General features: G+C 73.2%; 21 protein-coding genes and 1 tRNA gene. 8 read left to right on the top strand and 14 right to left on the bottom strand.

From position 1 onward, the window contains the following. The first annotated feature begins 8 nt into the window (after positions 1-8). On the top strand, positions 9-944 hold the full coding sequence (locus QUG93_RS00905; protein ID WP_289471751.1) for a proteasome assembly chaperone family protein: 936 nt from the start codon (positions 9-11) through the stop codon (positions 942-944). Positions 945-1045: 101 nt separating this feature from the next. On the opposite strand, the gene mshC is transcribed toward QUG93_RS00905, so the two are convergent. The 3 genes from mshC to QUG93_RS00920 are packed head-to-tail and all read right to left on the bottom strand — an operon-like array spanning position 1046 to position 4494. After that, complete coding sequence (mshC, locus tag QUG93_RS00910; RefSeq protein ID WP_289471752.1) at positions 1046-2290, bottom strand: cysteine--1-D-myo-inosityl 2-amino-2-deoxy-alpha-D-glucopyranoside ligase; 1245 nt, start codon at positions 2288-2290, stop codon at positions 1046-1048. Continuing rightward, the gene (locus QUG93_RS00915; protein WP_289471753.1) at positions 2287-3117 is read right to left on the bottom strand and encodes an undecaprenyl-diphosphate phosphatase; all 831 of its coding nucleotides are present in this window, start codon (positions 3115-3117) and stop codon (positions 2287-2289) included. Before QUG93_RS00915 ends, mshC begins: the two co-directional genes overlap by 4 nt. A 60-nt stretch (positions 3118-3177) precedes the next feature. Continuing rightward, a complete protein-coding gene (locus QUG93_RS00920; RefSeq protein WP_289471754.1) occupies positions 3178-4494 on the bottom strand; it encodes a M20/M25/M40 family metallo-hydrolase in 1317 nt (438 codons plus the stop codon). Between the two features lie 194 nt (positions 4495-4688). Between QUG93_RS00920 and QUG93_RS00925 the strand changes: the two genes are divergently transcribed. Beyond that, a tRNA-Leu gene (locus QUG93_RS00925) sits at positions 4689-4774 on the top strand. A gap of 512 nt (positions 4775-5286) precedes the next feature. Here QUG93_RS00925 and QUG93_RS00930 read toward each other — a convergent pair. The 7 genes from QUG93_RS00930 to QUG93_RS00960 form a co-directional block, all read right to left on the bottom strand. Next, complete coding sequence (locus QUG93_RS00930) at positions 5287-5868, bottom strand: hypothetical protein (RefSeq protein WP_289471755.1); 582 nt, start codon at positions 5866-5868, stop codon at positions 5287-5289. 11 nt (positions 5869-5879) lie between these two features. After that, a complete protein-coding gene (locus QUG93_RS00935; protein ID WP_289471756.1) occupies positions 5880-7019 on the bottom strand; it encodes a zinc-dependent alcohol dehydrogenase in 1140 nt (379 codons plus the stop codon). Between the two features lie 118 nt (positions 7020-7137). Next, on the bottom strand, positions 7138-8466 hold the full coding sequence (locus tag QUG93_RS00940) for an NAD(P)/FAD-dependent oxidoreductase (protein ID WP_289471757.1): 1329 nt from the start codon (positions 8464-8466) through the stop codon (positions 7138-7140). 77 nt (positions 8467-8543) lie between these two features. Further along, positions 8544-8753, bottom strand: coding sequence for a hypothetical protein (locus QUG93_RS00945; protein WP_289471758.1), 210 nt, complete (start codon positions 8751-8753; stop codon positions 8544-8546). A 77-nt stretch (positions 8754-8830) separates the two neighbouring features. Next, the gene (locus QUG93_RS00950) at positions 8831-10630 is read right to left on the bottom strand and encodes a DEAD/DEAH box helicase (protein ID WP_289472040.1); all 1800 of its coding nucleotides are present in this window, start codon (positions 10628-10630) and stop codon (positions 8831-8833) included. Between the two features lie 164 nt (positions 10631-10794). After that, on the bottom strand, positions 10795-12045 hold the full coding sequence (dinB, locus tag QUG93_RS00955) for a DNA polymerase IV (RefSeq protein WP_289471759.1): 1251 nt from the start codon (positions 12043-12045) through the stop codon (positions 10795-10797). Between the two features lie 43 nt (positions 12046-12088). After that, complete coding sequence (locus QUG93_RS00960; protein ID WP_289471760.1) at positions 12089-13243, bottom strand: acyl-CoA dehydrogenase family protein; 1155 nt, start codon at positions 13241-13243, stop codon at positions 12089-12091. Between the two features lie 23 nt (positions 13244-13266). Between QUG93_RS00960 and QUG93_RS00965 the strand changes: the two genes are divergently transcribed. Then, entirely contained in the window at positions 13267-14061 is a 795-nt protein-coding gene (locus QUG93_RS00965) for an SGNH/GDSL hydrolase family protein (RefSeq protein ID WP_289471761.1), read from the top strand. Positions 14062-14168: 107 nt separating this feature from the next. On the opposite strand, the gene QUG93_RS00970 is transcribed toward QUG93_RS00965, so the two are convergent. After that, positions 14169-15539 carry a serine hydrolase domain-containing protein gene (locus tag QUG93_RS00970; protein ID WP_289471762.1) on the bottom strand — a complete coding sequence of 457 codons (1371 nt, stop codon included), beginning with the start codon at positions 15537-15539 and terminating at the stop codon, positions 14169-14171. Positions 15540-15549: 10 nt separating this feature from the next. Further along, positions 15550-16917 carry a D-alanyl-D-alanine carboxypeptidase family protein gene (locus tag QUG93_RS00975; protein ID WP_289471763.1) on the bottom strand — a complete coding sequence of 456 codons (1368 nt, stop codon included), beginning with the start codon at positions 16915-16917 and terminating at the stop codon, positions 15550-15552. Positions 16918-17072: 155 nt separating this feature from the next. Here QUG93_RS00975 and QUG93_RS00980 point away from each other — a divergent pair, with 155 nt between their 5' ends. After that, positions 17073-18233 (top strand): acetamidase/formamidase family protein, encoded by a 1161-nt coding sequence (locus tag QUG93_RS00980; protein ID WP_289471764.1) that lies wholly within the window; start codon positions 17073-17075, stop codon positions 18231-18233. Next, positions 18230-19783: an AtzH-like domain-containing protein gene (locus tag QUG93_RS00985; RefSeq protein WP_289471765.1), complete on the top strand. Its 1554-nt coding sequence runs from the start codon at positions 18230-18232 to the stop codon at positions 19781-19783. The genes QUG93_RS00980 and QUG93_RS00985 overlap by 4 nt, the downstream gene beginning before the upstream one ends. Before the next feature lie 114 nt (positions 19784-19897). On the opposite strand, the gene QUG93_RS00990 is transcribed toward QUG93_RS00985, so the two are convergent. Next, positions 19898-20725: a TrmH family RNA methyltransferase gene (locus QUG93_RS00990; protein ID WP_289471766.1), complete on the bottom strand. Its 828-nt coding sequence runs from the start codon at positions 20723-20725 to the stop codon at positions 19898-19900. A gap of 74 nt (positions 20726-20799) precedes the next feature. Between QUG93_RS00990 and QUG93_RS00995 the strand changes: the two genes are divergently transcribed. From QUG93_RS00995 to QUG93_RS01005, 3 genes are all read left to right on the top strand, one after another. Next, positions 20800-21633 carry a Sir2 family NAD-dependent protein deacetylase gene (locus QUG93_RS00995; RefSeq protein WP_289472041.1) on the top strand — a complete coding sequence of 278 codons (834 nt, stop codon included), beginning with the start codon at positions 20800-20802 and terminating at the stop codon, positions 21631-21633. Further along, the gene (locus QUG93_RS01000) at positions 21630-22268 is read left to right on the top strand and encodes a histidine phosphatase family protein (protein WP_289471767.1); all 639 of its coding nucleotides are present in this window, start codon (positions 21630-21632) and stop codon (positions 22266-22268) included. The genes QUG93_RS00995 and QUG93_RS01000 overlap by 4 nt, the downstream gene beginning before the upstream one ends. 338 nt (positions 22269-22606) lie before the next feature. Further along, positions 22607-23362, top strand: a complete 756-nt coding sequence (locus QUG93_RS01005; protein WP_289471768.1) for a hypothetical protein — start codon at positions 22607-22609, stop codon at positions 23360-23362. 30 nt (positions 23363-23392) lie between these two features. Here the strand turns inward: QUG93_RS01005 and QUG93_RS01010 are convergent, their stop codons facing one another. Next, positions 23393-24469: a glycosyltransferase family 4 protein gene (locus QUG93_RS01010; protein ID WP_289472042.1), complete on the bottom strand. Its 1077-nt coding sequence runs from the start codon at positions 24467-24469 to the stop codon at positions 23393-23395. Between the last annotated feature and the right edge of the window lies 1 nt (position 24470).

The raw sequence follows: 24470 nt of genomic DNA on the forward strand, positions 1-24470 counted from the left end.
GCCCCTCCGTGCCACAGCACTCCCCCTTCAGCGACGGCCGGCTGCTCGTCGTCGCGTTCGAGGGCTGGAACGACGCCGGCGAGGCGGCCAGCGGCCTCGCCCGCCGCATCGTCGACGCGCTGGAGCTCGACGAGCTGCGCGAGATCGACGGCGAGCGGTACGTCGACTACCAGTTCAACCGCCCCGAGGTCGGCACCGCCGAGGACGGCTCGCGCGGCATCCGGTGGCCCCGGATCGTGCTGCACGGTCCCGGCGCCGAGGGCCGGCCGGTCGTCGGTGCGACCGGCTCCGAGACCGAGCGCGACGTCTTCGTCCTGGTCGGTCCCGAGCCGTCGCGGACGTGGCGCGGCTTCTGCGCCGAGGTCATCGACCTGGCCGACGTGTACTCGATCGACGCGGTGGTGTTCGTCGGTGCGATGCTCGCGGACGTCCCGCACACCCGTCCCATCTCGGTGTTCGTGTCGAGCGAGAACGCGGGTGTGCGTGCCGCGTTCGACGTCGACCGGTCGTCGTACGAGGGCCCGACGGGCATCCTCGGGGTGCTCTCCGACGCGATGGACACCGCCGGACTCACCACGCTCTCGCTCTGGGCATCGGTCCCGCACTACGTGCACAACTCCCCGTCGCCGAAGGCCACGCTCTCGCTCCTCGACAAGATCGAGGAGCTCGCCGACGTCACGGTGCCGCGCGGCAGCCTGCTCGACGAGGCGACCGAGTGGGAGGAGGGCATCGACGCCCTCGCTGCCGACGACGAGGACATGGCCAGCTACATCGGGCAGCTCGAGCAGGCGCGGGACACGGTCGACTCCCCCGAGGCATCGGGCGACGCGATCGCGCAGGAGTTCGAGCAGTACCTCCGCCGCCGTGAGCGCAAGGACGGCAAGGACGGCGGCGCAGCCGGCGGCGAGGGCCCGTGGCGGCCCCCGCAGCCGCCGCAGCAGTAGCCGCGACCAGGCTGCAGACGGGAGGCGCGGTGCCGGCTGGCACCGCGCCTCCTGTCCGTCCGCGGTCGCCGCGACTGCCCGGGCGGGCCGTCCGGTCCGCGTCAGCCCAGACGGATGCCGAGCAGGGCGTCGACGAGGTCGACGAGCTCGGGCGTCGCGCGCGTCCCCGCTGCGATCGCGGTGTCGACCGCCGCGACCGCACCCGGGGTGTCGAGGTCGTCGGCGACGCGGGCGCGGATGCGGGCGATCGCCTGGTCTGCGTCGTCCACGTGCCCCTCGCGCTCGCCCGTCGCCCAGGCGTCCCAGGTCCGCAGCCGCGTGGTCGCGCTCGTCAGCTCGCCGTCGAACCACTCCCAGTCGTCGGAGTACCGGTGCGACAGCAGCGCGAGGCGGATCGCCCGCGGGTCCGCGCCGTCGTCGAGGAGGCCGCGCACGGTGACCAGGTTGCCGAGGGACTTGGAGATCTTCGACCCCTGGTAGGCGATCATCCCGGTGTGCACGAACGCGTTCGCGAGCGGCTGGTGCGCGAGGGCGGCAGCGTGCCCGGCGCTCATCTCGTGGTGCGGGAAGACGAGGTCGCTCCCACCACCCTGCACGCTGATCGGCAGGCCGAGCTTGTCGCCGGCGATGACACTGCACTCGATGTGCCAGCCGGGCCGGCCCGGACCCACCTCGGTGTCCCAGCTGGGCTCCCCCGCGCGGGCCGCACGCCAGAGCAGCGGGTCGAGCGGGTCACGCTTGCCCGGACGCTCGGGATCGCCGCCGCGCTCGGCCGACAGCACGAGCATGGTCTCGCGGTCGAGACGGCTCTCGTCGCCGAGCGCCCACGCCTCGGTCGGACGGTTCACGTCGAAGTAGACGTCGTCACCCTCGGAGCCCTCGGTCGGGACGTCGTAGGCGTAGCCGGTCTCCTGCAGGTACGCGACGGCCTCGGCGATCCGCTCGACCTCGTCGGTGACCGCCACGAAGTCGTCCGGCGGCAGGACGCGGAGCGCCTCCATGTCGCGGCGGAACAGGTCGATCTGCGACGCGGCGAGCTCGCGCCAGTCGACACCGTCCCGCTCCGCGCGCTCGAGCAGCGGGTCGTCGACGTCCGTGGTGTTCTGCGCGTACTCGACCTCGAGCCCGGCGTCGCGCCAGGCACGCCCGAGGGTGTCGAACGCCAGGTAGGTGGCCGCGTGGCCGAGGTGGGTGGCGTCGTACGGCGTGATGCCGCACACGTAGAGCGCCGCGCGCTCCTCACCCCGCGTCGGGTCGACGGGCTTCCCCGCCGCGGTGTCGTGCACCACGGGCCGGGGTGCGTCACCGGGGACGGACGGGACGGACGGGACCTGCCAGGCCCTCACGGCTGGATCACTCCGAGCGACAGCAACACGATGAGCACGATACCGAGTGCGATCCGGTAGACCACGAAGGGCAGGAAGCTGCGCTTCGCGATGTAGTTCATGAACGCCGCGATCACGACGAACCCGACGACGAAGGCCACGACCGTCGCGACGAGCGTGTCGACGAGGCCGAACGGGGCGCCGTGGTCGCCGAGGCTCGTCGCGGCCTCGTAGAAGCCGGACAGGAACACGGCGGGCACGGCGAGCAGGAACGCGAAGCGCGCCGCTGCGGGTCGGGTGTAGCCGAGCGCGAGGCCCATCGACACCGTCGCACCCGACCGCGAGACGCCCGGCACGAGGGCGAGCATCTGCGCGACGCCGATGAGCAGGCCGCTCCGGAACGTCATCTGCTCGATCGGACGGACCTTGCGCCCGACGACGTCGAGCACGCCGAGCACCACACCGAACACGATGAGCACGATCGCGACGATCCACAGCGACCGGAAGGTGGTCTCGATGGAGTCCTTGAGCAGCAGCCCCGCGATGCCGATCGGGATCGTGCCGAGGATCACGAGCCACCCGAGACGGACGTCCGGGTCCCCCTTCGGGACGTCCTGGCGGAACACCGAGCGGAACCACCGCCCGACGATCCGGGTGATGTCCTTCCAGAAGTAGATCAGGACGGCGGTCTCCGTGCCGAGCTGGGTCACGGCGGTGAACGCCGCGCCCGGGTCCTTCGCATCGGGCAGGAAGAGCCCCACGATGCGCAGGTGCGCGCTGGAGGACACGGGCAGGAACTCGGTGAGTCCCTGCACGAAGCCGAGGAAGATCGCCTCGAGGATGTGCATCGAGCGGGGCCTTTCGTGCCGGTCGTCGGGGCCACCGGGGTGCGGCGACCCGGCAATGTATCAGTACGTGGCGAGGAGGTCCCCGAGGACGCGCCGCCCGAAGGCCAGGGCGTCCAGGGGCACGCGCTCGTCGACGCCGTGGAACATCGCGGGGAAGTCGACGCCGGCGGGCAGCTGCAACGGGACGAAGCCGTAGCCGGCGATGCCGAGCGTCGAGAGCGCCTTGTTGTCGGTGCCGCCGGAGAGCAGGTACGGCAGCACGGGAGCACCCGGGTCGTGCCGACCGAGCACGTCGCGGACGGCGTCGACGAGCGGGCCACCGAAGTCCTGCTCGAGCCCGACGTCGCGGAACGACGTCACGACCTCGACGTCGTCGCCGGCGAGTTCGCGGACGCGTGCGAGCACGGCCTCCTCGTCGCCCGGAAGGCAGCGGATGTCGACGAGCGCCTCGGCCGTGTCCGGGATGACGTTGTGCTTGTAGCCGGCGGTGAGCACCGTCGGGTTCGACGTCGTGTGCAGGGCGGCGTGGATGAAGCGCGACGCCGAACCGGTGGCGAGCGCGACCTCGTCCGGGCCGGTCGTCTGCGGGTCGACGCCCAGGAAGCGGGCGACCTCCGCGACCATCGCCTCGGTCGTGGCGGACAGGCGGACCGGCCACTCCTCGCTGCCGATCCGGGCGACCGCCGCCGCGACCTTCGTCACCGCGTTGTCCCGGATGACGTGCGAGCCGTGCGCCGCGGTGCCGCGTGCCACGAGCTTGACCCACATGAGCGCCTTCTCGCCGGTCTGCAGCAGGTACGCGCGACGGTCCCCGAGCGTGATGGAGTAGCCGCCGACCTCGCTGATCGCCGCCGTGGCACCCGCGAAGACCTCAGGGTGGTGGTCGACGACGTGGTGCGAGCCGAGCACCCCGCCGGCCTCCTCGTCGGCGAAGTAGGCGATCACGAGGTCGCGCTCGGGCGCACCCTGCCGCTCGACGACGTCGGCCAGGGACGTCAGCATCATCGCGTCCATGTTCTTCATGTCGACCGCGCCGCGACCCCAGAGCATGCCGTCGCGGACCACGCCGCCGAACGGGTCCACCGACCAGTTCGTCGGGTCGGCAGGCACCACGTCGAGGTGCCCGTGCACCACCAGGGCGGGCTTGTCGCGGTCACGCCCCGGCACCCGGGCCACGACGCTCACCCGGTCCGGCTCCGACTCGAACAGCTGCGGCTCGAGCCCGAGGTCGCGCAGCTTCGCCTCGACGTAGTGCGCCGCCTCGGTCTCCCCACGCGACTTCCCCTCGCCCCAGTTCGTCGTGTCGATGCGGATCAGGTCCCGCGCGATGGCAGCGGTGGCCTCGAGGTCCGGCTCGGTCGGCTGGGCGTCGCTCATGCCCCCAACGCTACCCGCCCGACGCGCCGCCCCTCCCCCACCCCGACCCCCGGACATCCGCGTCGTTCCGGGGGACTCGCCCGGGATGCGCGCCCGTGTTCATCGCCCGTTCCGAGCCGTGCTAGTGTCTTCTCTCGGCAGGAACGCCGGGGAAACAGCCCGGTGCGACAGCCGCACAAGTGAATGAACACCCTGTCCGGGTGGCGGAATTGGTAGACGCGCTAGCTTGAGGTGCTAGTGCCCGTATTAGGGCGTGGGGGTTCAAGTCCCCCCTCGGACACAAGAAGAGCGATGCCCCCTGGCCCGTCGGCCGGGGGGCATTCCTCGTCGGTGCGCCTGTGGGGCAATACGTGTGCGGGGCGATGCATGTGCATCGTGCGACATCGCGACTGTCGATCGACGAGCGCGATGTCGCCGAAGGCGCGCGAACGGACGCGCACCGTTGATGCATGTGCATCGTGCGACATCGCGACTGTCGATCGACGAGCGCGATATCGTCGAAGGCGTGCGAACCGACGCGCACGCTCAGCGGCGCACGCTCGGATGCGCGCGGACGGCACGAGCACGCGCGGGCAGGCGTCCCAGCGTCGTACGGGAGGCGCGGGGCGGCCCCGCACCACGCCTCCCGTCCGGCGCGTGGCCGGCCGCTCACCCCTCCGGCGCGTGACCGGCCGCACCCAGTCCGGCGCAAGCCGGCGCAAGCTCGTCCGGCGCGTGGCCGGCCGGCCGCACCCCCGTCCGGGGCGTGGCCGGACGCACAACCGTCCGGCGTGCGATCGGCCGCGCCCCCCGTCAGGACCTGCGCAGGCGCCGCACCACGAGCACGACGGCGCCGATCGCGGCCAGCCAGCCCCAGTTCGCGACCACCGGGTCGAGCAAGCCGTGCCGCCAGTCCCGGCGCGACGAGCCGAACCGGGACGCGAGCGGACGGTTGCCGAGCTCGGCGCGCACACCGGTCTCGTGCAGCACCCGGTCCGGACGGCCGCGCAGCGCATCGGTGACCCGGTGGGTCGCGACGTCGATGCGGTCGCCGAGGACGAGGAGCATCCAGTGCGCCAGCCGCCCCTCGCTGAACCGACGGTAGGCGTACCGCTTCACGACGCCGGCGAGCCCGGACAGCGGCTGGGCCGTGCCGAACACGGGCGTGACGTGGGCGTGCTCGATCGACCGCTCGCGGCCCTCGGCACCGGGCTGCTGGTCGGGGACGTCCCAGTGCGCACCCGAGGCCAGCCCGACCTCGCGGGAGAGCTTCGGGACCGACGGCCGGTCGGCGGTGTCGAGGTCGCTGCCCCACCCGGGGATGCGCTCGCGGAGCTCGGCGGACGACGGCACCCGTCGGGGCGGGTCGGCGATGTAGGGGGTGTGGTCGGACACGGATGCCTCCTTCACGGCACGATCACGGTCTTGATGCAGTCGTCGAGCTTCGCCGAGAACAGGTGGTACGCCTCGTCGATGTGCTCGAGCGGGATCCGGTGCGTGATGATCTCGCTCGGCTTGAGGTGCCCCGCCTGGATGTGCTCGAGCAGCCTCGGCCACTGGCGCTTCACCGGCGCCTGGTTCATGTGGATGGTCACGCCCTTGTTCATCGCGTCGCCGAACTTCACGGCGTTCGGGATCGGTCCGTAGGCCCCCATCGCCGAGACCGTGCCGCCCTTGCGGACGCCGTCGATCGCCCAGTTCAACGCCGTCGGCGAACCACCCTGCAGCTTCAGCTTCGCGCTCGTGAGCTGCTGCGTGAAGTTGCCGTCCGCCTCGGCCCCGACCGCGTCGATCACGCTGTCCGCGCCGAGGAAGTCGGTCTGCTTCTTCATCTCGAGCACCACGTCGTCGACCTCGGCGAAGTTGATCGTCTCGGCGTGGGCGAAGGTCCGCGCCTTCTCCAGCCGGTACTCCAGCTGGTCGACGACGATCACGCGGCCCGCGCCCATGAACCACGCCGACTTCGCCGCGTACAGGCCGACGGGGCCGGCGCCGAGCACGACGACGGTGTCGCCCTCCCGGATCGAGGCGAGCTGCGCCCCGAAGTACCCGGTGCCGAGCGCGTCCGTCATCATCAGGGCGTCGTCCGGGTCGAGCCACTCCGGGATCACCTGCGGCCCGACGTCGGCGAAGGGCACGCGCACGCGCTCCGCCTGCCCGCCGTCGTACCCGCCCGTGGTGTGCGAGTAGCCGAAGATGCCCCCGACCGCGGTGGCGTTCGGGTTGACGTTGTGGCAGTTCGTGAACAGGCCCCTGGCGCAGAACCAGCAGCTGCCGCAGGAGATGTGGAACGGCACCATGACGCGGTCGCCGACGGCCAGGCTGCGTACCGACGGACCCACCTGCTCGACGACGCCGATGAACTCGTGCCCGAAGGTGTGACCGATCCGGGTGTCCGGCATCATGCCGTGGTACAGGTGCAGGTCCGACCCGCAGATCGCAGCCCGTTCCACCCGCACGACGGCGTCGTTCGGGTGCTCGATCCGGGGATCCGGCTTCTCCTCGACGCGGACCCGGTAGGGTCCGCGGTACGTCATGGCGCGCATGGACGCTCCTCTCGCTCGTGCGCGTCACGATCGTCGCGGCACGGTGTGAGGTGACACACAAAGGACGGGAGGCGCGGTGCCGTCCGGCACCGCGCCTCCCGTCCGTCAGGTGGTGACGTCAGCTCTTGGACGCCTCGACGAAGTTGCGTCGCGGGTCCGTCTCCTTGATGAGCGAGGTCGCGTCCCGACCGGACACCGCACCGGTGATCCAACCGATGACGATGCGGACCTTCCGGTTCAGGGTCGGCATCGCGTAGACGTGGTACGAGCGGTGCGCGAGCCAGGCGAGCAGGTTCGTCATCTTGACGCCCTTGATGTTGCCAGCGCCCTTGCCGACGCCGTACGAGGCGACCGTGCCGATCGACGGGTGGCGGTACTCCTCGAGCGGCTTGCCGGTGATCGTGGCGACCACGTTGTCGGCCGCGACGACGGCCTGGCGGACCGCGTTCTGCGCGTTCGGCGGGTAGTACGCCGGCTGCTTCTCGGCGGTGAGGTCGGGGACCTGGGCGACGTCACCGAGGCCCCAGACGCCCGGGACGACCTCGTGGGTGTCCTCGGACTCGACCTGGAGCTTCGCGTTCGCGGCGAGGTGCCCCTTCGGGCCACGCGGCAGGTCGGTGGCGTCGAGGAGCGGGTTCGGCTTGACGCCGGCGGTCCAGACGAGCAGACCGGCGGCGAACTCGTCGCCGTCGGAGAGCTTGATCACGCCGCCCTCGGCGCTCGGCATCGTCGTCTTCAGGCGGACGTCGATGCCGCGGGCGCGCAGCGACTCGAGGGTCCACTTCGACAGCTCCGGACCGACCTCGGGTGCGACGCGGTCGAGCGCGTCGATGAGGACCCAGCGCGGCTGCTCGCCGGCGAGCGACGGGTAGGTCTTGATGGCGGCCTGCGACACGTCGAAGAGCTCGCCGATCGCCTCGACGCCGGTGTAGCCGCCGCCGACGAAGATGCTCGTCAGCAGGCGACGACGCTCGTCCTCGTCACGCGTCGCTGCGGCCTTCGCGATGTTGTCGAGCAGCTTCGCGCGGACGTAGGCGGCCTCCTCGACGGTCTTGAAGCCGACGCCGTACTCCTCGAGCCCGGGGGTCGGGAACGTGCGCGTGACCGAGCCGAGCGCGACGACGAGCTGGTCGTAGCCGAGCGTGCGGTCGTCACCGCCGGCCGTGGCGATCGACACGGTCTTGTCCTTCGACGAGATGCCGGTGACCTTGCCCTGGATGACGCGGGTCTTCTTGAGCGCGCGACGCAGCTCGAAGGTCACGTCCTTCGGGGCGATGTGCCCGCCGGCCACCTCGGGCAGGAACGGCAGGTACGTGTAGTACGTGTTCTGGTCCACCAGCGTGATGCGCATCGGCACGGTCGCGGCGTGCTTCTGCAGCTGCTTGACCGTGGTGTAGCCGGCGGAGCCGCCGCCGAGGACGAGGACGTGGGGGATGGAGTCTGCCATGGGTCCGGTCTACCGGAAGAACCCTGTCCGCGTCACCAAGCCGCGCCGCACGATCCGGCGACCGTGGGTGCGGATCGCTACCGTCCGCGCGGACGGTCCTGCAGGCGCCACCACGCGGTCTCGGCGAGGTCGAGGCCGGTGTACACGCCGTGCTGGGTACGCCGCGACTCGGTGAGCGAGAACCGTCGGAGCCGGTAGCCGCCGCCGAAGCGGTCGATGATCGCCTCGGGTGAGGACTCCGGGGTGCGCCTGACGAGCCAGGTGCGGTCGTCGACGGGCTCGATCACGGTGCGGTCCGGCCGACGGTCACCGGCGGTTGCCGGCGGTCACCGAGGTCGCCGGCGGTCATTGGAGTCACAGGCGGTCACCGGCGGTTGCCGATGCGGGAGCGGAGCACGTCGATGCGCTTCTGGATCTGCTCGATGCTCGCCTGCGCCACGGCCGGGCCGCCGCTGATCCGGCGGAGCTCGGCGTGGATCGCGCCGTGCGGCTCGTTCGCGTGGCGCGACCAGATCGAGACGAGCCGCGCGAGCTCGGTGCGCTGCTCCTTGAGCGTCTGGTACATCGGTCGGGCTTCGTCCGGCTTCGGCTTGGGCAGGCCGTCCTTCGCCGTCCGTCCCTTCGACCGCTTCGCCTGGGTGGCCTGGCGGGCCCGCAGCAGGTCGCGCACCTGGTCCGGCTCGAGCAGCCCGGGGATGCCGATGAAGTCGAGTTCCTCGAGCGAGCCGACCTCTCCCCCGGTGCCGAACTCGCCGCCGTCGTAGAGCACCCGGTCGAACGACGCCTGCGAGTCCAGCGCCTCGAACGGCTGCACCTCGAGCAGGCTCTCAGACGCCCGGTCCTCCTTGTTCGCCTCGGCGACCATGGCGTCCTCGGGGTTGTACATCCCGTCGTCGGCGTCCTTCGGCCGGTCGAGCGCATGGTCACGCTCGAGCTCGAGGGTCGCCGCGAGCGCCATCAGGTTCGGCACGCTCGGCAGGAACACGCTCGCGGTCTCCCCGCGTCGCCGCGCGCGGACGAACCGGCCGATGACCTGCGCGAAGAACAGCGGCGTGCTCGCGCTCGTCGCGTAGACGCCGACGCAGAGCCGGGGCACGTCGACACCCTCGGACACCATGCGGACGGCGACCATCCAGCGCGACGTGTCCTCGGCGTAGGCCTGGATGCGGCTCGACCCGGCGGCCTCGTCGGAGAGGACCACGGTCGGTCGCTCCCCGGTGATCTGCTGCAGGATGCGCGCGTAGGCACGGGCGGTCGTCGTGTCCGTCGCGATGACCAGACCGCCGGCGTCCGGCACGCCCCGGCGGACCTCGGTCAGGCGCTTGTCGGCAGCGGACAGCACGGCCGGCATCCACTCGCCCTCCGGTGAGAGCGCGGTGCGCCAGGCCTGGGCCGTGATGTCCTTCGTGACCTGCTCGCCGAGGGACGCCGACATCTCGTCGCCCATCCGGGTCTTCCACCGCATCTGGCCCGCGTACGCCATGAACAGCACCGGACGGACGACACCGTCCTTGAGCGCGCGGCCGTAGCCGTAGTTGTAGTCGGAGACCGAGGTGCGGATGCCCTGCTCGTCGGGGGCGTACTGCACGAACGGGATCGGCGCGGTGTCCGAGCGGAACGGGGTCCCGGAGAGCGAGAGCCGGCGGGTGGCCTTGGTGAAGGCCTCACGGATGCCGTCGCCCCAGGTCAACGCGTCGCCGCCGTGGTGGACCTCGTCGAGGATGACGAGCGTGCGACCGCCCTCGGTGATCTTCTGGTGCACCTCGGGGTTCATGCCGACCTGGGCGTAGGTGATGGCGACGCCCTGGTAGTGGCGACCGAACATGCCGTCGCCGTTCTTGAACATCGGGTCGATGCGGATCCCGACCCGGTCGGCCGAGTCCGCCCACTGGCGCTTGAGGTGCTCGGTCGGGGCGACGACGACGATGCGGTCGACGGTGCCCCGCGCGAGGAGCTCGGTGGCGAGCCGCAGCGCGAACGTGGTCTTGCCGGCGCCGGGGGTCGCCGCCGCGAGGAAGTCGCGCGGCTCGGTCTCGAAGTACTTCGTCAGCGCCTCGACCTGCCAGGCGCGGAGCTTCGACGCGGTGCCCCAGGCGGCGCGTTCGGGGAACGCCGGCGACAGGTGCTCGGCCGCGGCGTTGCCGGCGTTCTCGGCCTGCTGCACGGCTTCGTCGTGCGGGCGGGCGGCACCCACGGCTGCCGGCTCGTGACCGGTCGCCGGGTCCTGCCCTGCGCCGCCGGCGATCGGCCCGGAGCCGTCGCTCCACAGCGTCGCGGGCTGCTGCTGGTCGTCCTGTTCCGCTGCGCTCACTTCACGCGATCCTACCGTCACGCGGGGTCCTGCCGAGCGTGCGGCGGCCGCTGCTCGGGCGTGCCGCGGACGAGCGAGGCCGGCCGCAGCACGCCCGCACCGAAGCGCGCGGCGACGGCGTCGACGGTGGTCTCGGTCTCGCGCCACGGCGCGTCGTCGTCCCACAGGGCGTTGCTCGCGGCGGCCGGCACGAGGTTCTCGCCACGGACGCCGATGAGCCGGATGCGGTTGCCCGGTCGGTGCAGCACGTCGTACAGCTCGACGGCCTCGTGGTGCAAGCGCTTCGCGACGTCGGTCGGTTCGGCGAGCGTGCGGGAGCGCGTGAGCGTGGAGAAGTCGGTGTACCGGACCTTGAGCGCCACGGTCCGGGCCTGCACGTCGGCGCGGCGGAGTCGGACGGCGACCTTGTCCGCGAGCCGGAGGAGCTCGCGGGCGACGTCGTCGCGCTCGGTCAGGTCGCGGCCGAAGGTGACCTCGTGCCCGACGGACTTCTCGCTGACGCCGGTGTCGACGACGCGCGGGTCACGTCCCCACGACAGGTCGTGCAGCCGCTGTCCGCCGGCGGGTCCGAGCGCGGCGACGAGCGAGGGCAACGGGGTGTGCGCGAGGTCGCCGACGGTCCGGATGCCGCGGCGCTCGAGCTTCTCCTGCGTGGTGCCCCCGACGCCCCACAGCGCGGAGACCGGCTGCGGGTGCAGGAACGCCACGGTGTGCTCGGCGGGGACCACGAGCAGGCCGTCCGGCTTCGACCGGCTCGAGGCGAGCTTCGCGACGAACTTCGTCGACGCCGCGCCGACCGAGCAGTGCAGACCGGTCTCGGCGAGGACGGCCGCACGGATCGCCCGGCCGATCTCCCACGGGGTGCCGTAGAGGCGCATCGCCCCCGAGACGTCGAGGAACGCCTCGTCGATGCCGAGCTTCTCGACCCGGGGCGTGAACTGCTCGAAGACCCGCATCACCGCGGCGGACTTGGCGCTGTACTTCTCGAAGTGCGGCTCGACGATCACCGCGTTCGGACACCGGCGCTTCGCCACCGCCATCGGCATCGCCGAGTTCACGCCGTACCTGCGGGCCTCGTACGTGGCAGCGGTGACGACGGACCGGTCGGAGTCGTGCCCGACGATGACCGGCAGCCCGCGGAGGTCGGGGCGGTCCAGCAGCTCGACGGATGCGAAGAAGGCGTCCATGTCGACGTGCAGGACCGTCGCCGTGACGTCGTCGACCGGGCGGTCGGAGACGAGTCGGTTGCGTCCGTCCTGCTTGCTCACCCGGCGATGATGCCACGGCCCACCGACAGCGCCGGCCGGGGTCCTACGCCAGCGGCCCGAGCTCCGCCGCGGCGATCGTCCGCGCCGCCGAGTCCCGCGTCGACGGGTGGTACTGCCCCGCTCGGACGTCACGGGCCAGCCGCGCGAGCTCCGACGTCGCGCCGTACGCCCGCCCGCCGACGAGCCGCATGGCCTCGTCCACGACGTGCTGCGCGGTGTCGACCGCACGTGCCTTCGTCCCGACGAGCAGCGGGAACCACCGCGCGCCGAGGTCGTCCTGCTCGTCCACCGACCGGGCGAGGGAGCCGACCTGCAGCGCCACCGCGTCGACGGCTCCGCGGGCGTCCGCGATCGCCCGGCGCACGTCGGGGTCCTGCGACCGGAGGACCCCGTCGCGCCCGGCGCGCGCCGAGACCGCGGCGACCGCCAGGTCCACGGCACGCGAGGCGATCCCGACGTACACCGATGCCACGAGCAGCTCGAACGCGGCGAAGATCCCGAACACGAGCGGGTCCTGCGTCGGCCCCACCGGCAGCACCCGCACGATCCGCGCCGCCGGCACGTGCACCCCGCGCAGCAGCGTCGTCCGGCTCTGCGTCGCCCGCATGCCGAGCGTGTCCCAGTCGTCGAGGTGCTCCACGTCGCCGTCGGACCGCAGCACGAAGCCGTGGACCAGACGCGGCTCCGGACCGCTGGTGTCCTTCCCGAAGACGCTCAGCACGTCCCACGCGGGCGCGAGCGACGTCGACACCTTCGTCCCGGTGAACCGGTAGCCGCCGTCGCCGTCCGGCTCCGCCGTCGTGGTCGAGTCGAACAGGACGGCGTCGTTGCCGGGTTCGCTGACCCCGAAGGCGAGCAGGTGGTCGTCGGCCGCGTGGTCGGTGACGGTCTGGAGGAACGACCCGCCCCGCGCGGACACGCTGCGGGCCGCCTGCACCCAGACCTGGTGCATCCCGAGCCCGAGCGCCGTCGCCGGTGCGGCCTGCGCGAGCACCCGCTGCACCTCGGCCGTCGCCGCGAGTCCGAGCCCCGCCCCGCCGCGCTCGGTCGGGACGCCGATCCGCAGGTACCCCGCCGCCCGAAGCTCGTCGAGGTCCTCGGCGCAGAAGACGTTGTCGGCGTCGTACCCGGGCGCCCGCGCTGCGATCCGGTCGAGCAGGTCGTCGGGCAGGCTCCAGGCGGGGTTGGCCTTCGTCATGGCACGAGACTACGGTTCGGTGCGTGTCAGATCGTCATCCGTGGTCCAGGTACGTCGCGATCGGTGACTCGTTCACCGAGGGGATCGGGGACCCGGACCCGACGGTGCCGGGTGGCAACCGTGGCTGGGCCGACCGGGTGGCCGAGGTCCTCGCACACCGCACCGACGACTTCGCCTACGCGAACCTCGCGGTCCGCGGACGGCTGCTCGGGCAGATCGTCGACGAGCAGGTCGAACCCGCCCTCGCGCTCCGACCGGACCTGGTTACGGTCTCCGCCGGCGGCAACGACATCATCCGTCCCGGTTCGGACCCGGACGAGCTCGCCGAGCGGTTCGACGGCATGGTCGAGCGGCTGCGCGGCGGAGGTGCGACGGTCGTGCTGTTCACCGGACCCGACGTGGGCATGACGCCGGTGCTCGGCATGGTGCGGGGCAAGACGGCGATCTACAACGAGAACCTGCACGCGATCGCGCTGAAGCACGGCGCGCTCGTCGCCGACATGTGGGCGCTGCGGGTGCTCCGCGACCCGCGGATGTGGGCGCCGGACCGACTGCACCACTCCCCGACCGGGCACGCGACGGTGGCGGCCGCGGTCCTCGACACGCTCGACGTCGACCACGGCCTCGAGCCGTTCGTGCCGGAGCCGCTCGAGGCACGGCCGTGGCGGGAGGCCCGCGTCGAGGACCTCGGCTGGGCGCGGGAGTACCTCGTGCCCTGGGTCGTGCGGCGGATCAGGCACACGTCGTCCGGCGACGGCATCTCGCCGAAGCGCCCCGAGCTGCAGGACGTCGTCGAGCACCGCTCCGACACGCCCTGACCGCGCACTCCGGTCGGTCCGCTGGCACCGCTCGCACACCGGCCCGGCTGCGCAGCCCGCACTGCGCAGTCCCCGCTGTTCGGTCTCCGCTGGTCGGCCCGCGCTGCTCAGTCCGCGGGGCGGCGGAGCGTGAGCGGCCCGTCGTGCAGCGGCTGGGTCGCCCACTCGCTCGTGGCGGTGCCCGTCGCGGGGTCGAGGCGGACGTGCGCGAGGTGCGGCGTCTCGACGAACCGGACGTCGAGCAGCACCGCACCGTCGGGAGCCGTCGCCGCGCTCGCCGCGAGGGGCCCCTCGACCGCCCACTCGCCCGTCCCGACCGGCACCGCGAGCAGGCCACCGTCGACCTCCAGTGTCGCCCGCCAGCCGCCGTCGCCGTGGTCGAGCCGGACCGCGTCGAACACGCCGGTCGTCTCGTAGGAGCCGGCCGCGCCCTCGGTGGGGACCGCCCCGGCGACCGGCGGCAGCCCCAGGGAGGCGAGCCGAGCCTCCAGGGCGGTGTCCGCAGCGGAGGCGGTGTCCGCGGCGTCGATCGCGGGCAGGAGGTGCTGCCAGGCCGCGTCGAGGACGGCCTGCATGTCGACCGTCTGCCCGGTCAGGGCGAGGACGACGTCCTGCTCCGGCAGCACGACGCAGAACTGCCCGTAGGCGCCGTCGCCGCGGAAGCCGTGGCGGGCCATCCAGAACTGGAAGCCGTACCCCTGGGACCAGTCGGGGTTCTCCTCGTCCGGGTTCTCGACCTGCCGACTCGTGGCGAGGGCGACCCAGTCCTCGTCGAGGATCCGCTGCCCGTCCCACACGCCGCCCTGCAGGTACAGCTGCCCGAGCGCCGCGACCGCCGAGGTCGGGGCGTGACAGCCGCTGAACCCGAGCTCCGCGCCGGTCTCGTCGCGCTTCCAGGCGAGGTCGTCGATGCCGAGCGGGTCGAGGAGCCGCGGCCGGAGCCAGTCGACGAGTGACCCACCAGTGACCCGACGCACGATCGCGGCCAGCGTGTAGGTGCACGGCTGGTTGTAGGCGAAGACGGTGCCGGGTTCCTCGTCCGGCGGGGTGAGCAGGAAGCCGCGCACCAGGTCGTCCGGGTCGGCGGCCCTGGCGCGCTCGAGGGTCTCCTCGCGGTGCCCGCTCGCCATCGCGAGGACGTGCCGCACCCGCATCCGGCGGCTGCGCTCGTCGGTGACGTCGTCGTCGAGCTCGGGGAAGTACGACAGCACGGTGGCGTCGAGGTCGACGAGGCCCTCGCGGACGGCGATGCCGACGCCCGCCGCCGTGAAGCTCTTGCTGAGCGAGTAGAGCAGGTGCACCCGGTCGGGAGCGTACGGCGACCACCAGCCGGACGCCGCCAGCTGGCCGTGGCGCAGGAGCATCACGCTGTGCGGCTCGACGTCGGGGGTCGTCTCGAGCGCGTCGAGGAACGCGGCGATCCCGCGGGCGTCGATGCCGAGGGCGGACGGGGTGCTGCGCGGGAACGTCGTCGTCACGCGCACGACACTACGCGGCGAGGCGGTACGGACTCCACCGAGCACCAGGACCGGCGACGACGGCGTCGGCGTCCGCCGGGGCGGCAGCGTCCGTCGGGGCCGCCGCAGCCGTCGGGGCTGCCGCGGCCGTCGGGGCTGCGGTGACGGCCACGCCCCGGAACGGGTTCGTCCACCGCCAGAGGACACCGGGGTCCTCGATGGAGCGCTCGAGCACGAGCGGCACCGTCACCGGGTCGTGGTCCTCGACCGAGAAGCGCACGGAACCGACGCGCTCACCGCGGACACCGACCGTGATCGTGTCCAGGCGCACCTTCGCGGTGACCTTCGTCGCTCCCCACACGAGGACCTCGGCCGGCTGCGCCGCGACCGCGTCGGCCTCGTCCCGCCAGGGCGTCGAGAACGTCCCGAAGGTCTGCCCGGCGTGGGCGAGGGGCACCACCTGGAAGTTGTCGGCGACCGACCGCAGCAGTCGCTGCACGTCGACGTCGAGCGTGTCGTGGTCGACCCCGCCGAGCATCGCCCCGACGACCGTGACCTGGCGTCCGCCCCGCTCGTAGGTGGCGGCGAAGAGCAGGCACGCCCCGGCCTGGTCCAGGGTGCCGGTCTTGATGCCCTCGACGCCGTCGAGTCCGAGCAGCTCGTTCGAGTTCTCGACCGTCCCGGCACCGGGCACCGTCACCTGCTTCGTCCCGACGATCTCCTTGACGACGGGGTCCGCCAGGGCGAGCTGCCCGAGCCGGACCAGGTCGGTGGCGGTCGACCGGTTGTCGGGGTCGAGGCCGGTGGGCTCGTGGATCTCGGTGTCGTCGAGCCCGTGCTGCTGGAGCCAGGCCGACGCGGCGCGCTGGTACGCGTCCATCGACCCGAACGCCCACAGCGCGAGTGCCCCGGCGTAGTTGTTCGCCGACTCCATGAGCATGACCTGCATGGTCTGGTACTCGGACAGGCGCAGCCCGTCCGGCATCGGGGCGACCTCGCCGTTCTTCGCCAGGTACGTCGCGTAGAGCGCCCGCATCTCGGCGTCGAACCGGATCGTCGGCCCGTCCTGCCCGCGGTCGAGCGGCTCCTCGTCGAGCACCACGAGCGCCGTGACGACCTTGGTGATGCTCGCGATCGACCGCTGCCCGGTGTCCCCGCTCGTCCGCAGGCTCTCCGGGAAGTCGGTGGCCTCCACGGCGGTCGCTCCGTACCCGGGGAACCGGAGGTCGGGCACCGTGGACGTCGGTGCTGCGTACCCGGTGGTCGTCGCGCTCGCCGGTGCGAACGGCACGAGGGCCGCGGCCGCCAGGTACCCGGCGACGAGCACCAGCACGGCGACCACGGCGATGGTCACGGGCCGCCGGACGGCGGAGCGAGGGCTGCTGACGACTCGTGGCACGGCACCCGAGCGTACCGGGCGGGACCGACGGCCCAGCTGAGGGGTGCGTGCGCGGCGCACCCCGGCCGGCGAGGGCCGCAGGTCCGTGTGACGATCACGTAAAACATCAGCGCCCGACCCTGGTCGACCGGAGGCCAGCCCCTAGCGTGCTGGACATGCACCACGGCACCGCACGCGACACCACGGCGTCCCCGTCCGACCCGGCGTCACGGCCCCGCAGAGCGTCACCGACCGACACCACGACCGTCCTGCAGCCCGGGGCGGGTCCGGTGCGGTCACGTCGCTACCTGCCGGCCGAGGCCGACCGGGTGCTGTGGGGCCGCCTGCCGAACGCCGACGACCGGCCCGTCCTCTCCCTGGCGCCCGGTGACGACGCCACGATCGACACCGTCAGCCACGAGGGCCTGCTGCCCGACCAGGGCGGTGACCCGGTCGCGTTCTTCGGGCGGTACGGCGTCCCGCCCGAGCAGGTGCTCGACGACGCCGTCGCCGTCGCCCGCACCGGTCGTCGACACCCCGAGCACGACGGTCCGCACGTCGTCACCGGCCCGATCGCCGTCGAGGGCGCCGAGCCGGGGGACGTCCTGACCATGACCGTCCTCGAGACGCTCCCCCGCGTCCCGTACGGCGTGGTGTCGAACCGGCACGGCCGCGGCGCCCTGCACGGTGAGTACCCCGTCGACGGCCGCACCGTGAGCGTCTTCGCGGACGTCGTGCCCGGCGACGACGGCCCGCGCGGACGGATCCCGATCACCGAGGGCGGCGACCGGTACGCACGTTTCCCGCTCGCGCCGTTCCTCGGCATCATGGGCGTCGCGACACCGGGTGAGCGGCTGCACTCGGTCCCGCCCGGCCGGCACGGCGGCAACATCGACGTGAACCTGCTCCAGGTCGGTGCGCAGCTCCACCTGCCCGTGCTCGTCCCCGGCGCCCTCGCGTACGTCGGCGACCCGCACTTCGCGCAGGGCGACGGCGAGGTGGCGCTCACCGCGATGGAGGCCTCGCTCCGCGCGACGATCCGCTTCGACGTCACCCCGGCGGCCGAGGCCGCCCAGCGGTTCGGCGAGCTCGCGTGGCCGCTGGTCGAGACGCACGAGTACCTGGTGCCCACGGGCCTCGACCCCGACCTGGACGAGGCCGTCCGGCACTGCGTGCGCCACGCGATCGCGATCCTCGGGGCGCGGTACGGCATGGAGCCGCACCTCGCGTACGCCTACCTCAGCGCCGCGACCGACTTCGACGTCTCCCAGGTCGTCGACCTCGTCACCGGAGCGCACGCACGCATCCGCAAGGCCGACTTCGCGGACGTCCGGTGACGGCCACCGCCGGGGTCCCGGACGGACTGCTCGACGCGCTCGACGCCTACGAACGTGCCCTCGCCGAGGACGACCTCGCCGCGCTCGACGACGCCTTCGTCCGCTCCCCCGACACCCTCCGCGGCGACGACCGCGGGTTGCTCGTCGGGCACGAGGCGATCAGCGCCTTCCGCGGTGCCCGCGGCGGCGTCGCGTCGCGCCACCTCAGCCGCGTCGAGGTCCGCCCCCTCGCCGACGACCTGGCGCTCGTCGTCTCGGCGTCGTCGTTCGACGCGGGCGGGTCGGGTCTGCAGACGCAGCTCTGGCGCCGACGCGACGACGTCTGGCGCATCGAGGCGGCGCACGTCACCGGCCGCGCGCGGCCCCTCGACACCACGGTGTGGCGGGTCGTCGGTGACCCGCTCGTCCCGCCGACGGGCAGCGGCCCCCTCGACGGCACGACGGTCGCGGTCAAGGACCTGTACGCGATCGCCGGGCACCGCGTCGGTGCGGGCAACCCGACGTACCTGCGGGAGTCCGAGCCCGCCACGGCGTCCGCCGGGGCGGTCGCCGCGCTGCTCGCCGCCGGTGCGGCGGTGCGCGGGATCGCGCGGACCGACGAGTTCGCCTACGCCCTGACCGGTCGCAACGAGCACCACGGCACGGCCCCGAACGGCGCGGTCCCGTCGGCACTGCCGGGAGGCTCGTCCAGCGGATCCGCGTCGGCCGTCCGGTCCGGAGCGGCGGACGTCGGACTCGGCACCGACACCGCGGGTTCGCTGCGGATCCCCGCCTCGTACCAGGGACTCTGGGGCCTCCGGACCACCCACGGGCTGGTGGACCGCAGCGGGCTGCTGCCCCTGGCGCCGTCCTTCGACACCGTCGGGTGGCTCACCCGTGACGCGACGACGCTGCTCGGCGCGCTCGACGCGTCCGTCCTCCCGGCCGCTGGGGAAGCCGTCAGACCGGAGCCCGTCGTGCTCGCCGAGCTCGTCGCGGCAGCCGACCCCGCGACGCAGGACGCGTTCCGCGCGGTCGTCCGGGACCTGGCGGTGGTGACGCTCGACGACCTCGGCCTGCCGACGCTCGAGGACCTGCGCGAACTGCTCCGGCTCGTGCAGGGCGCCGAGGCCACGGCCGTGCACGGCGCATGGATCGCCGCCCACCCGGGCGCGCTCGGTGCCGTCGTCGGTGACCGGTTCGCCGCGGCCGCCGCGAACCCGCCGGACCTCGTCGCCGGAGCCCGCGAACGCTTCGCGGGGATCCGCGCAGCGGTCCGCGCGGCGCTGGCGGGACGGGTCCTCGTGGCGCCGACCGCACCGGGGCCGGCACCGGCGCTCGGTGCGGGCACCGCGGAGCTCGAACGGGTCCGCACCGCGACGACCGCGATGACCGCGCTCGCGAGCGTCGGCGGGGTGCCGTCGCTCAGCGTCCCCGCGCTGGTGGTGGACGGCGCTCCTGTCGGGCTGTGCCTGACCGGCGGTGCCGGATCCGACCGCACCCTGGTGACCACGGCGGCACGCTGGACGACCGACGGGGTCGGCACGGGCCTCCCGTCAGACACCGCCTGAGGCCCCGCCGCTCCGCCCGGGCCGGGAGCGGGACGCACTCGACGACGGGGTCCAGCCGGCGGCGCGAGCAGCGCTCGGTCCGGGCTGCCGACGGGACGCGCGTCGACGGCGCAGTCAGCCGGCGGCGCGCGCGGCGCGCTGCGCGTGCGTGACGGCCCACAGCCCGACCGCGCTGGCGGCGGCGACGTTGAGCGAGTCGACGCCGTGCGCCATCGGGATGCGGACGGTCGTGTCCGCCGAGGCGATCGCGGCGTCGGTCAGGCCCTGCCCCTCGGTGCCCATCACGAGCGCCACCCGCTCCGGCACGTCGGCGACGAAGGCGTCGAGGTCCACCGAGCGGTCGGTCAGCGCCATCGCGGCGAGGTGGAAGCCCTGCTCGCGTAGCTCCTCGCCCGCGGCGGGCCACTCCCCGATGCGCGTCCACGGCACCTGCAGCACCGTGCCCATGCTCACGCGGACGCTGCGGCGGTACAGCGGGTCGGCGCAGCGCGGGCTGACGAGCACCGCGTCCGCACCGAGCCCGGCGACGCTCCGGAAGACGGCGCCGACGTTCGTGTGGTCGACCACGTCCTCGAGCACGACGACGACCTTCGCGTCGCGCACGACCTCGGCGACGGTCGGCAGCGCCGGTCGGTGCATCGCGGCGAGGGCGCCCCGGTGCATCCGGAAGCCGGTGAGGTCCTCGAGCAGCTCGTCCGGCCCGACGAACACCGGGCCGTCGTGGTCCGCCACGAGCGGCAGCACACTGTCGAGCCACTTCTCCTGCACGATGACGCTCCGCGGGACGTGCCCGGCGCGGACGGCCCGCTCGATCACCGTGTTCGACTCGGCGATGTACAGACCGCCCTCCGGCTCGGTCACGCGGCGGAGCGCGACGTCGGTGAGCCGGGCGAAGTCGTCGAGGCGGGGGTCGTCGAGGGAGTCGATGCGGACGGCGTGCACGGGGCTCGTTTCGTGGGAAGAGGGCTGGGCGTACGGCTGTTGAGGGTACCGTGGACGACGTGCTGACCGACCCGATGCAGGACGAGCTCGACCGCGTCGTCGAACTCCTGGCGGGCAAGCGCATCGCAGTGCTCTCCGGCGCCGGGTTGAGCACCGACTCCGGCATCCCCGACTACCGCGGCGCGGGCCGCGTCGTCCGGAAGCCGATGACGTTCCAGGAGTTCCGCTCCGACCCGGCGAAGCGACAGCGCTACTGGGCGGGCTCGCACCTGGGCTGGCGGACGTTCGCCGCGGCGCGGCCGAACGCCGGGCACCGGGCGCTCGCCGCACTCGAGGACGCCGGGGTCGTGAACGGCGTGGTCACGCAGAACGTCGACGGCCTGCACCTCCGGGCGGGGTCGCGTCGCGTGGTCGAGGTGCACGGGTCGATGGACCGGGCGGTGTGCCTGACCTGCGGGCAGGTGTTCTCGCGTGCCGACCTCGCCGCCGTGCTCGACCGCGACAACCCGTGGATCGACGACCCCGGCACCGTGCAGCTGCAGCCGGACGGTGACGTCGAGATCACCGACGTCGAGCGCTTCCGCGTCCCCGACTGCTCGGTGTGCGGCGGCGTGCTCAAGCCCGACGTGGTGTTCTTCGGCGAGTTCGTGCCCGCCGAGAAGTTCCGCGAGGCCGTGTCGATCGTGGCCGACGCCGACGCCCTGCTCGTCGTCGGGTCGTCGCTCACCGTGAACTCCGGCGTCCGCCTGGTCGACCACGCCACCCGCCGCAAGCACCCGGTCGTCATCGTCAACCGGGGCTCGACCCGCAGCGACCGTCGTGCCGTCGCGAAGCTCGACGCCGGCACCACCGAGACGCTCGAGGCCCTGGCAGCACGCCTGCTGCCGTCTGCGATGATCGACGGGTGACGACGCTCCTCACCCTGGTCCGGCACGGCGAGACCGACTGGAACGCGCAGCGCCGCATCCAGGGCTCGACCGACATCCCCCTCAACGACACCGGCCGGTCGCAGGCGACCGCCACCGCACTGCTGCTCCGGCGACGTCGCTTCGACGCCGTCGTCGCGTCGCCGCTGTCCCGCGCGTTCGAGACCGGCGCGATCATCGCCCGGCACCTCGGGTTGCCCGAGCCCGACACGTACGCGGGGCTCGCCGAGCGCTCCTACGGCGAGGCCGAGGGGCTCACCGACTCCGAGGTCGCCGCACGCTACCCGGACGACGCGATCCCGGGGCGCGAGTCCCGCACGGCCCTGCTCGCGCGGGCGACCGAGACCCTCGCCGAGATCGCCGTGCGGTTCGACGCCGGGTCGGTGGTCGTCGCGACGCACGGTGCGGTGATCCGCAGCGTCGTGAACGCCGCAGCCCCGGGCACCGCCGAGCGCTGGTCGACGCCGATCCGCAACGGCTCGGTGCACTCGTTCCGCTGGGACCCGGAGCGGTTCCGCGCCGAACTCGTCCGGTTCGACGACCCCGTCGACGAGGTGTCGGAGCTGACCGGCGACGAGTCGTTCGCCGAGCAGAACCCGCTCGAGCGCCGGGGCTGAGCGCCGCGCGGGCGCACCCCGGGCCGCGCCTGCCCGCTCCGCGCCCTCCCGCGCGCGCTTCGCGCCCTCCCCCGCGACGTCGGTGGAGCAGGAACTGTCGAGTGTGGGCCGCCGCGCCGACGTTTCCTGCTCCATCGACGGGCGGAGGGGGCGCCCTCGGCCCTCGGGGGCGCCCGTGTTGCCTCGCGGGTGTCTGCGCTGCGCGGCGCAGCTGCGGCACCGTTGCAGGACCGTGACCCGCCACGCCGTCTGGACCCGGGCCGCGCCGGACTAGGCTCCGATCCACGGACGACCGCACCGCGTCGGCCGTGCTCGCATCCGCGCGCGAGGGGGACACCATGACGATCCAGGGACCGGACTCAGGACCGGAGTGGGCGCGGTGGTCCGGCCGCGGCACCGGCCCGGACGAGGACGACCTCGACCGAGCGTTCGGCCCGGACACGGCGTCGGTCGCCAGTCCCTCGAACCGGCAGCGCGTCCGCCGTGGCTCCGTCATCGCGGTCTCGGTCGTCGTCGTCGGCGTCGTGCTCGCCCTCGTGCTGACGACGATCATCGGCAGCGTCCAGAGCGGGGTCGGCGGTGTCTTCCCCCAGCCGCAGGCCGCGCTCGACCGGCTCCGCGCACTCGCGTCCGACGTGGACGGGGTCCAGCGCGTGCAGGACGGACGCAGCGAGAAGCGGTCCTTCGCGGGCTACGACGCCACTGCCGTCGTCGTCGCGGCACCCGGGATGTCCGAGGACCGGCAGACGGCGCTCGTGCGGGCGCTCAGCGCAGCAGTGGCGCAGGCCGACGGCAACGGCGTGCGCGTGGGCGTCGAGGTCCGCTTCGAGTCGTTGCGCGTCGGGGTGACGAAGGACGCGGCCGTGTCGGAGCGGCGCCTCACGCTCGCGCGGTCCCTCGCCACGATCGGGGGTGTCTCCGCCGTGCGGTGTTCGTGGACCGCCGACGGCCCCTCCGAGGATCCCGACGCGCAGCGCGTCGAGGTCGTCACGGCCGGCCGGGGGCAGGGGCTCGGAGCCGTCATGGCCGTCGCGACCGACCGGACGCACGCGGTGTTCCCGGATGCCGAGGTGGCGTCCCGGACGTCGTTCTGACACCTCCGCTCGCCGGGAGGACCACACGGGTCAGTGACGCCGCTGTCGGTCGGCCACCGCCCGCTCCACGGCTCGGGTCACCTGCTCCGCCGAGTCCCGCCAGCGGAACCGGGCAGCCCGCGCGAGTGACGCCCGGGACGCCTCGTCCCAGCGGTCCTCGAGCCGACGGACCGCCGCTGCCACCGCGGAGGGGGACGACGGGTCGAAGTACTCGGCCGCGTCCCCGCCGATCTCGCGGAAGATCGGTACGTCGCTGACCACGACCGGCGTGCCCACACCCATGGCCTCGACGAGCGGGATGCCGAAGCCCTCGTCGTACGATGCCGTCGCCAGCGCGGTGGCGGAGCGGAGCGTGTCGAGGTACTCCTCGTCGGAGGCGCCGTCGTGGAACACGATCGACCCCGCGAGCGCGAGCCGCTCGAGCCGCCGACGGTCGGCGTCGGACACGCGCGACATGCAGTGGAGCGTCCACTCGGGGCCGAGCAACGGCAGCGCTGCGGCCAGGGTCTCCACGTTCTTGTACGGCATGAAGGACCCCATGTAGACGAGGGTGCGCCGTCGGCCGTCCGCAGCGACCCGGGGCTCGGCGGGGTCTGCGGCGTTGTACGCAACGGTGACCGGACGCTTCGTCAGACGGTGCCGCTCGATGAGCCCGGCGGTCGTCACCGACACCGTGACGACCCCGTCGGCGCCGTTCAGCAGGAAGCGCTGCGGTGCCCAGCTCAGGTGGAAGAGCCGCCACCCGAGCCGGATCGGCCACGAGAACTCCCGCGGGGGCGTGCGGTTCCGGTAGTAGATGAGGTCGTGCAGGGTCAGCACGAGGGCGTACCGCCGCCCACGCGACCCCATCGTCTGCATGGGCGAGAACACCGCGTCGAGCCCGAGGCGGTTCACCACGCGCGCGACGAACGGCTCGCCGGCGTCCGTGGGCGCGGGGACGAGCTCCCACGGGATCCCGTCCGGCAGGGACTCGAGCTGCCGTTCGTCGTGCACGAGCAGGACGTGGTCGTGCCGGTCGGGCAGGTGCGCCACCACACCGGCGGTGAAGCGGCTGATCCCGTCGTGGCGGCCGATCCGGACGTAGCGGCAGTCGATGCCGATGCGCAGC

The sequence above is a fragment of the Curtobacterium caseinilyticum genome, assembly GCF_030363035.1.
Lineage (GTDB): Bacteria > Actinomycetota > Actinomycetes > Actinomycetales > Microbacteriaceae > Curtobacterium > Curtobacterium caseinilyticum.